This window comes from Vibrio sp. 2-2(8) (assembly GCF_963888495.1).
Classification (GTDB): Bacteria; Pseudomonadota; Gammaproteobacteria; order Enterobacterales; family Vibrionaceae; genus Vibrio; species Vibrio anguillarum.
Genome location: NZ_CAWPJM010000016.1, coordinates 1 through 8,963 on the forward strand (window position 1 = coordinate 1; position 8,963 = coordinate 8,963).

The window sequence follows — 8,963 nt, forward strand, 5'->3', positions numbered from 1 at the left end:
GCTAACTTCAGGGCTTGTGCTTTAAATTCAGGGGAATGTTTAATTCTAGTTTTCTTAGTTGTCATTGTTCACCTCGTTAGTGATTGTACTCACTTAACTCAGTGTCCAAAACTGCTGGGGCGGATCATCAAAAACACACTCAGTAATTGTGTTCATTGGCGACAGTACGTTCAAAACAGATATGCCTGAAAACGTCACTTATGCACGAGGCTGTTTAAACTACATCAAGCAGTTCGATCAACCGGTCTTTTCGGATGCAGAGTACATTCAGCTCATTGATGCGATTAACAACGTCAAACTTGATAGAGGTGTTGTAACAGACTTTAAGCATCGAAAGCATGTTAAAGAGCGGGTCGCATCAAAAGAGTTCGTAAAGCAATGTTCGCGTTGTGGTTCAGAAATGGTTCTACGTGAAACTAAGCGCGGTGAGAATAAGGGAAAACAGTTTTGGGGGTGTTCTGGATTCCCCAAGTGTAAAACTGTAGAAAAATTCAACTAACAAACGCCTCAAGAGGGACTGTCAACGCGTGGCGTTTCCAGTCCCAATGAGCCGCGGTGGTTGCAGTTGTTGTGTTTGAGTTTAGTGGTATGCGTTGCCAGCCCCTTAGGCGGGCGTTATAACCTAATGGGAAATCATGAACTTAGAAGAGTTTCAAGAATCGGATTTTGACCTGCTTATAAAATGGATTGACTCAGATGAGTTGAACTATTTATGGGGAGGCCCTGCGTATGTTTTCCCGCTGACTTATGAACAGATCCATTCCCACTGTAGCAAAGCGGAAGTATTTCCCTATCTGCTAAATGTGAACGGTAGACATGCCGGGTTTGTTGAGTTGTACAAAGTCACCGATGAGCAATATCGGATTTGCCGTGTTTTTATTTCAAATGCTTATCGTGGGCAAGGGCTATCAAAATCGATGTTGATGTTATTAATCGATAAAGCCCGATTAGATTTTTCTGCAACCAAGCTTAGCTTAGGCGTTTTTGAACAGAACACAGTTGCTAGAAAATGCTATGAATCATTAGGTTTTGAAGTGGTTTCGACAGAAATTGGTACAAGAACTTTTAATGGTAAGTTATGGGATCTGGTGCGAATGGAAAAACGGTTATAACAAACGCCTCAAGAGGGACTGTCAACGCGTGGCGTTTCCAGTCCCAATGAGCCGCGGTGGTTATGGTTGTTGTGTTTGAGTTTAGTGTTATGCGTTGCCAGCCCCTTAGGCGGGCGTTAGCTGAGGTTAAGAAAAACCATAAAATTAAGCGTTTATTTTTCTTAGTCTGAGGCTCTAGCTTTACACCTGAAAGTCAGCACTTTTCCGCGTATCTCGCCAGTGGCACTGTTCGTGAAGTGTTTGAACTAACCGAAGTCTTCTTACGGGAAGTGGTGTGTTTGTTTATTTCTTTGGTGTGGCTTCTTTGGTTTTGAGGCTCTTTCGCGCTTAAATGGATTCCGCGCACTTGGTTGTTGGCTTCTTCGAAAGAATTCTTTGTAAATTTAAGTCCTAGAAGCTCGTCAGTTTCTCGGTTATTTCTTCTTTGCCAAGTGCGTTTCGTGGATTGGGTTTTAGTTTCTCAGTTGTCCGTTTTACTTTGTCGCTTGAAAGTAATAATGTGTTTTAAATTAGGCCGTTGGGTAGTCAATCTCCGGCTAGAGTGCAGCAGCTAACAAACGGCTCAAGAGGGATTGCCAACGCGTGGCGGCTTTAGTTCAAAATTAAAGTTCAGTGTTTACAGTGTGTTTTTTGAGTTCGGCTATGCGTTGTCAACCCCTTAGCCGGGCGTTATGTGCCATATCGGTATGCTTTGCAAGATAAAGAGTAGTGAGGATGGATAATATTATTAGGGAACTAGATTTTAGTTGGTCGCTGTTAGATTCAGGTTTAACTAATCATTTTAAGTACCACAAGAAAAAGACGAGTCGTACACTAATTCATAAACCATCTGAGCACGACGTTAATCAAGCATTTGAGGAACTGTATTTCCAAATACAGCGCTACTATCCCGAACTAAAGGGAAAAAAGTATCAGTGGATGATTACCGATATAGGTGTTTTTTTGAGGGTAATTGGCAATTAATCACCACGTTGTAAGGCACATAACAAACTGTTCAAGAGGGATTCGCAACGCGTGGCATTTTCACTATGCGTTGGTTTTAGTGATTAAGGTGGTATGCTGCGGCTTCGGTATTGCGTTGCTCACCCCTTAACAGGGCGTTATGTTTTTAAGAGGAAATCATGTTTACATTGGATGTTGATACCGAACTGAAACTGGCTTTGGTTAATCTCCAGTTTGCTCCGACCTATCTTGAAATTGTTAGTCGAGAGCGAGAATATTTGAGCCAATGGCTAGCTTGGCCTCCTCATGCTAGCAATGAAGAGTTTTTTCTTAGCTTTATCCAAAGTTCATTGCATGATTATGCTGATGGAAAATCCTTAGTTTGTGGGATGATTTACCAAGATAAGTTGGTTGGAAATGTCAGTTTTAACACTATTAACCATCAACTTAAAAAAGTAGAGATTGGTTACTGGTTAAGCTCAGAATATCAAGGTAAAGGTATTGTGAGTAAGTCAGTTTTAAAACTGGTCGACTTGGCTTTTACTGAACTTGATATGGAAAAGGTTCAGATATCAGCAGCGAGCGAAAATATTCCAAGTCGTAATGTATGTGAGCGTTTAGGTTTTTCGCTTGAGGGCATAATCAGCCGCGCAGAAAATTTGAATGGCCGAGTTGTAGATCATGCAGTTTATGGTCTAAGTCGTACCAATTGGCCCAAAACATAACAAACAATTCAAGCAGACCCTCAACGCTCGGCGATTTTGGTTTGCGTTGAATTTCGTGTTTACGGTGTTATGCGGAAAGTGAGCCAGTGCGTTTCGGGCTACTTAATTGGGCGTTAGCTGAGGTTAAGAAAAACCATAAAATTAAGCGCTTATTTTTCTTAGTCTGGGGCTCTAGCTTTACACCTGAAAGTCAGCACTTTTCCGCGTATCTCGCCAGTGGCACTGTTCGTGAAGTGCTTGAACTAACCGAAGTCTGTTTACGGGAAGTGGTGTGTTTGTTTATTTCTTTGGTGTGGCTTCTTTGGTTTTGAAACACTGTCGCGCTTAAATGGATTTCGCGCACTTGGTCGTTGGCTTCTTCGAAAGAATTCTTTGTAAATTGAAGTCTTAGAAGCTCGTCAGTTTTCCTATTATTTCTTCTTTGCCAAGGGCGTTTCGTGGGTTAGTTTAGTTTCTCAGTTGTCCGTTTTACTTTGTCGCTTGAAAACAATAATGTGTTTTAAATTAGGCCGTTGGGTAGCAAATCTCCGGCTAAAGTGCAGCAGCTAACAAACGGCTCAAGAGGGATTGCCAACGCGTGGCGGCTTTAGTGCAAAATTTAAGTTCAGTGTTTACTGTGTGTTTTTTGCGTTCGGCGATGCGTTGTCAACCCCTTAGCCGGGCGTTATAGCTTATCTCACATTTCAACCTAGACATTGCTCAATCGATGCTTCAAAGTAAATCCCGATTTTTGCTCAACAAAAGGAACAAGTATGTTTAGTCATATTATGATTGGCTCCAATGATATTGAAAAATCTAAGGTTTTTTATGACGGCATATTGTCTGTTTTAGGTTATCCATCGGGTGTTATCGATGCTAAAGGTCGCTGTCTTTACATAAACAAAGATGGTGCGCTTGGAATTACGAAGCCAATAAATGGAGAGCTGGCGACTCATGGTAATGGAATGACAATTGGCTTAAAAGTCACTAGCCCAGAGTTAGTGGATTCATGGCATGCAGCAGGTTTAGCTAATGGCGGTGTAGCTTGCGAAGATCCTCCAGGTCTCAGGGTAAGCGGAGAAAGAAAAATGTATCTAGCTTATTTACGCGATCCAGCAGGAAATAAGCTGTGTGCAACGCATCATATTTCTATGGGCAGCTAAAGCACCGCTATAACAAACGCTTCAAGAGGGACAGCCAACGCGTGGTATTTTCACTATGCGTTGGTTTTTGTGATTAAGGTGTTATGCGGTAAGTTGGTAGTAGCGTTGGCTGCCCCTTAAGCGGGCGTTATGAGTAATTTAAGGATAGTGACAGACAGGTGGAACGGAAAAGGCGAGTTGAGTGGTTAAAGATTCGAAAAAAGGCTTTTTCAGGCACTTTTTAGGGTATGGCTTAGGGTTTTGTATTCCAGTCATTTTCGGTAGTGCATTTGTTCGAAACGATTTTTATCTAGATTTATCTCCAATTGTGTCGTACCGAGTTTATTTAATGACGTTATTTGGAGCTGTGTTTTTTGCTGGTTGGGACTGGTTTTTCAAAAGTAGAGAGTACAAAAAATACAAAGAAAATCTATCGCGGAAAAATTACTCATAACAAACGGCTCAAGAGGGATTGCCAACGCGTGGCGGCTTTAGTACAAAATTGAAGTTCAGCCGTTTACAGTGTGTTTTTTAAGTTCGGTGGTGCGTTGTCAACCCCTTAGCCGGGCGTTAGGCAAGGTGAGTTTTTATCAGCTAAATCGAGTTGAAATTGAGCAGTAAATTTCATGTTTTGTGGCTTAATTTAAGCAATAAATAATCATCACATATTTGCTGTTTCTTGATCGCGTTGAGTTGCTTTTCGTTGTGAGTTTAGCGGCAAAATAACCTTCAGCATCCAAACGTCCGCCGAGCATGCTACGCTCGTCACTTTTCTTCCAAATCGCTCAATTTGAATTTTTTGGTTTCTTTGCTGATTTAGGGTTTTGGTTTATAAATGAATGGGTTAGTTTGTTTTAAGTTTATAAAAAGCCCTGTTCCTTGGTTTTGAAAGTATCATTGTCAATCGGTTGGCCTAACAAACGGCTCAAGAGGGATTGCCAACGCTTGGCGACTTTAGTGCAAAATTGAAGTTCAGTGTTTAAGTGTGTTTTTTAAGTTCGGCGGTGCGTTGTCAACCCCTTAGCCGGGCGTTATGCAAAGTGAGTTTTTATCAGCTAAATCGGGTTTGAATTGAACGGTGAATTCAATGTTCTCATGGCTGGACTTAAGCAATAAATCGTCATCACATATTTGTTGTTTCTTGATCGCGTTGGGTTGCTTAGCGCTGTAAATTCAGCGGCAAAATAACCTTCAGCATCCAAACGTCCGCCGAGTATGCTACGCTCGTCACTTTTCTTCCAAATCGCTCAATTTGAGTTTTTTGTTTCTTTGCTGCGTTGGAGTTTTGGTTTATAAATGAATCGGTTAGTTTTTTTCAAGTTTACAAAAAGCTTTGTTCTTGGGTTTTGAAAGTATTGTTGTCAATTGGTTGGCCTAACAAACGGCTCAAGAGGGATTGCCAACGCGTGGCGGCTTTAGCGCAAAATTGAAGTTCAATGTTTACAGTGTGTTTTTTGAGTTCGGCGGTGCGTTGTCAACCCCTTAGCCGGGCGTTATGTGAATTGGAGAAATTGAGTATATGAAGAAGTTAATCGCTATATTTATAGCTATCTTTTGTCTAGCTTCGATTGGTGCTCAAGCTAATGATCATCAGTTAAAAAATGCGTATGAAAATCATCAAAGTGATATTCAAGTTCAGGGCTCAGGCACAGTTATTCGCTTATTACCTGATGACAACGAAGGAAGTAGGCATCAAAAATTCATATTGAAACTGGACAGTAAACAAACTTTACTTGTTGCTCACAATATTGATTTAGCTCCTAGGGTTCCAAATCTAAAAGTTGGCGATCGAGTCCAGTTTTACGGTGAATATGAATGGAACAAAAAAGGTGGTTTCATGCACTGGACGCACAAGGATCCAAACAATAAACACCCGCAAGGTTGGTTAAAGCACAACGGTAAGACGTACGAGTAAAATTCACATAACAAACGGCTCAAGAGGGATTGCCAACGCTTGGCGGCTTTAGTGCAAAATTGAAGTTCAGTGTTTACCGTGTGTTTTTTTGAGTTCGGCGGTGCGTTGTCAACCCCTTAGCCGAGCGTTATGTGAATGGAGGTCAAAATGTCTTCTGTGCCAAGAAATAAGGATGAATTGGAGCTAGCTATAAACTCAATATTTGCGAAACTCCTGGCTGACTATCGTTCAATTCCGGAAAGCAAAGCTCGCAAACTTGGAGTAGAGGGAAACGTCAAAGGCACAGTCATTAGCGTCAGTGACACAGTGGCTTACTTGATTGGTTGGGGGAGACTCGTTCTTAAATGGCATCACTTAAGATCTCAAAACCAACATGTTGATTTCCCCGAAACTGGTTATAAATGGAACCAATTAGGTTCACTCGCTGAAAGCTTTCACGAAGAGTATTGTGAGTGGAAATATGACGATTTACTCATTGAGCTTGAGTCTACGGTTAACGAGATACTTTTACTCATTTCAAGCTTAAGTGACCATGATTTGTATGGTGTTGCGTGGTATGAACAATGGACGTTGGGGCGCATGATTCAGTTTAATACATCGTCACCTATGAAAAATATGCGTACAAAAGTTCGGCGTTTCAATCGAGAATTCACATAACAAACAATTTAAGTGTGATTCGGCACGCGTGGCGTTTTTACTATGCGTCGGTTTTAGTGATTATGGTGGTATGCGGCAGCATCGGTATTGCGTGCCTCACACCTTAATTGGGCGTTAGCTGAATATTGGTACAAGTAGTATGATCAAAATTAGAAAATACGAAGAATCTGACGCAAGTGAGTTGTGGGAGCTTTTTTATCATACGGTTCGTAACGTGAATCGACGAGACTATTCCCAAGAGCAAGTTGAGGCTTGGGCGCCAGATAATTTCGACTGCGAGATATGGAAGAATAAACTAAACGCTATTTCACCTTTTATTGCAGAAATAGAGGGTGTCATTGTTGGTTATGCTGACCTTCAAGAAAGTGGTTTAATCGATCATTTCTTTTGTCATCATGACCACCAAGGCAAAGGCGTTGCTCGTTGTCTTATGGAGCACGTTTTTAAAGTTGGTATATCTCGTGGCATTACCAAGTATTATTCTGAGGTCAGTATTACAGCTCGACCTTTCTACGAAAAATTTGGTTTTAAGGTTGTAAAAGAGCAATCGATAGAAGTTCGGGGCCAAAAACTGCAGAACTTTGTTATGGAAAAATTCAGCTAACAAACAATTTAAGAGGGATTCCCAACGCTTGGCACTTTTGTATCTACTTCAAATTTAGTGTTTACGGTACAATGCGTTAGGCAAGGTGGTAGCGTTGCTCACCCCTTAATTGGGCGTTATGCAACTCAGGTAAATTTAGAGGTTCAATCTTGTGGGATTTCTCCGGCCATTCGTTTTGTGTTGTCGGAAAATGAGCACTTTCACCCTCAAATTAATGGTTAACTTAAACCGTAAAACAGACAAGGTTCTTTGTTTGCCTCAATTAGTTTTAGCGCTGGTTTGTTGTCAATTTAGAGCGCGCAAAGTGTGGAAATGGCAAGTTAATCGAGCATTTTGCTTTTGCTGAAGGTTTCGCTCGTTAAGTTTTCCTGATTCAAAAGCTTGGTTTGTTGCTGAAAGGTGGACTTTGTTTTGGCAGCTTATTTATCACGGTTCTTACTTGGGTTGATTCTTGAACCACCCAACCGTTGCAATTGTGGCTTTTGGTCGTGTAAAGTCGATTTATCTCATTGAATTTGCATAACAAACGGCTCAAGAGGGATTGCCAACGCGTGGCGACTTTAGTGCAAAATTGAAATTCAGTGTTTATAGTGTGTTTTTTGAGTTCGGTGGTGCGTTGTCAACCCCTTAGCCGGGCGTTATGCAACCATACAACAGAATCATCGAAAGGTTTAAGATAATAAATAAGGAAAATCATGCTAAAAAGATCAGACTATGAAGCTTATGACCATCATTATCACTTCACTGCTTCAACCAAATATAGAAAACCTGTTTTTGACGAAAATATTCGAAAACGTTTGGAAGAACTATTAAAAGAGAAGTCGGAGGGTATTGATGGGCAAGTGTTGTCTGTTGCTGCTGCTGTCAATCATGTTCATCTATTGATTAGGTGTGAACAAGACATTTCATATATGGCGAACATGATACTTGGACCTACATCTCGTCTAATTCGAAAAGAGTTCCCGCAGCTTAAAGAACTACACGAAAAGCAGCTTTGGGGTGGCAAGGCTTGCACATCGATTAAAGATCAATCTCATTTAACAAATGCTAGAGCTTATATTGATAGGCATGACCCTTTAGATTCTCGAGTGGACTGATTGCATAACAAACTGTTCAAGAGGGATTCGCAACGCGTGGCATTTTCACTATGCGTTGGCTTTAGTGTTTAAGGTGGTATGCGGCGGCTTCGGTATTGCGTTGCTCACCCCTTAACAGGGCGTTATGTGTTGGATGAGTTTTCGAGGTTAATTCTACGATTTCATTGAGAATTCGTTCCGTGTTTTCGGCAAGTTGGCTTGGTCGAAATGGATTCTTGAATAATCTGAGATTGATCGTTTTCAAGGTTCTTGGGTTGCCTCAATTGAGTTTTGGATCTGGTTTGTGTTGAGTTTTGTCAGTTTCAAATCGCTTTAATTGAAATGTCTTTTTGACTGACTCTCTTGCTGAAGTTCAGCCCTGAAAGTCTGGTGAAGCAAAAGGTTTGGTTGTGGCTGAAAGGACGCTTTCTTTGTTGTTAATTCTGTAAGTGGCTTTCTTCGGCTCAGATCGCTTTGAAATTTAGGTTTTGGTAAGCATCGTTTTTTACGTAACTTATTAAAATCTCTTCATTTCTACGGTGGTTTACTTTGAATTTACGGTAAAATTCACATAACAAGCAATTCAAGTGGATTCTCAACGCGTGGCAGTTTTACTATGCGTTAGGTAAAGTGTTTTACGGTGCAATGCAGCGGCTTGGCCAGTGCGTTGTTCACCACTTAATTGGGCGTTATGGCGCAGGGCAAAAATCAGCTAAGGGAGTATATGAGCGAGAAAGTAAAAGTAGCCTTGAACTGGCTGAAAAGTCTTTTGGAATCCGAGAGTATCGAATACCAAATTGTCGGTGGTTTA

At 41.1% G+C, this 8,963-nt stretch carries 7 protein-coding genes and 2 pseudogenes; all 9 read left to right on the top strand.

The window, feature by feature from the left end; genetic code table 11:
* Positions 1 to 124: 124 nt before the first annotated feature.
* A pseudogene (locus tag AACV12_RS06175) lies at positions 125 to 499 on the top strand (topoisomerase DNA-binding C4 zinc finger domain-containing protein); the annotation flags it as partial.
* A gap of 136 nt (positions 500 to 635) precedes the next feature.
* Positions 636 to 1,112, top strand: a complete 477-nt coding sequence (locus AACV12_RS06180) for a GNAT family N-acetyltransferase (RefSeq protein ID WP_170901535.1) — start codon at positions 636 to 638, stop codon at positions 1,110 to 1,112.
* Between the two features lie 1,121 nt (positions 1,113 to 2,233).
* Positions 2,234 to 2,779, top strand: coding sequence for a GNAT family N-acetyltransferase (locus AACV12_RS06185; protein WP_170901539.1), 546 nt, complete (start codon positions 2,234 to 2,236; stop codon positions 2,777 to 2,779).
* A 752-nt stretch (positions 2,780 to 3,531) separates the two neighbouring features.
* Positions 3,532 to 3,921, top strand: coding sequence for a VOC family protein (locus AACV12_RS06190; RefSeq protein WP_170901541.1), 390 nt, complete (start codon positions 3,532 to 3,534; stop codon positions 3,919 to 3,921).
* A 1,498-nt stretch (positions 3,922 to 5,419) separates the two neighbouring features.
* The gene (locus AACV12_RS06195; protein WP_170901543.1) at positions 5,420 to 5,815 is read left to right on the top strand and encodes a DUF3465 domain-containing protein; all 396 of its coding nucleotides are present in this window, start codon (positions 5,420 to 5,422) and stop codon (positions 5,813 to 5,815) included.
* 147 nt (positions 5,816 to 5,962) lie between these two features.
* Positions 5,963 to 6,472, top strand: a complete 510-nt coding sequence (locus AACV12_RS06200; RefSeq protein ID WP_170901545.1) for a ClbS/DfsB family four-helix bundle protein — start codon at positions 5,963 to 5,965, stop codon at positions 6,470 to 6,472.
* 139 nt (positions 6,473 to 6,611) lie between these two features.
* Positions 6,612 to 7,076: a GNAT family N-acetyltransferase gene (locus tag AACV12_RS06205; RefSeq protein ID WP_170901547.1), complete on the top strand. Its 465-nt coding sequence runs from the start codon at positions 6,612 to 6,614 to the stop codon at positions 7,074 to 7,076.
* A gap of 695 nt (positions 7,077 to 7,771) precedes the next feature.
* The gene (gene tnpA, locus AACV12_RS06210; RefSeq protein WP_154139253.1) at positions 7,772 to 8,173 is read left to right on the top strand and encodes an IS200/IS605 family transposase; all 402 of its coding nucleotides are present in this window, start codon (positions 7,772 to 7,774) and stop codon (positions 8,171 to 8,173) included.
* A gap of 703 nt (positions 8,174 to 8,876) precedes the next feature.
* A pseudogene (locus tag AACV12_RS06215) lies at positions 8,877 to 8,963 on the top strand (MazG-related protein); the annotation flags it as partial.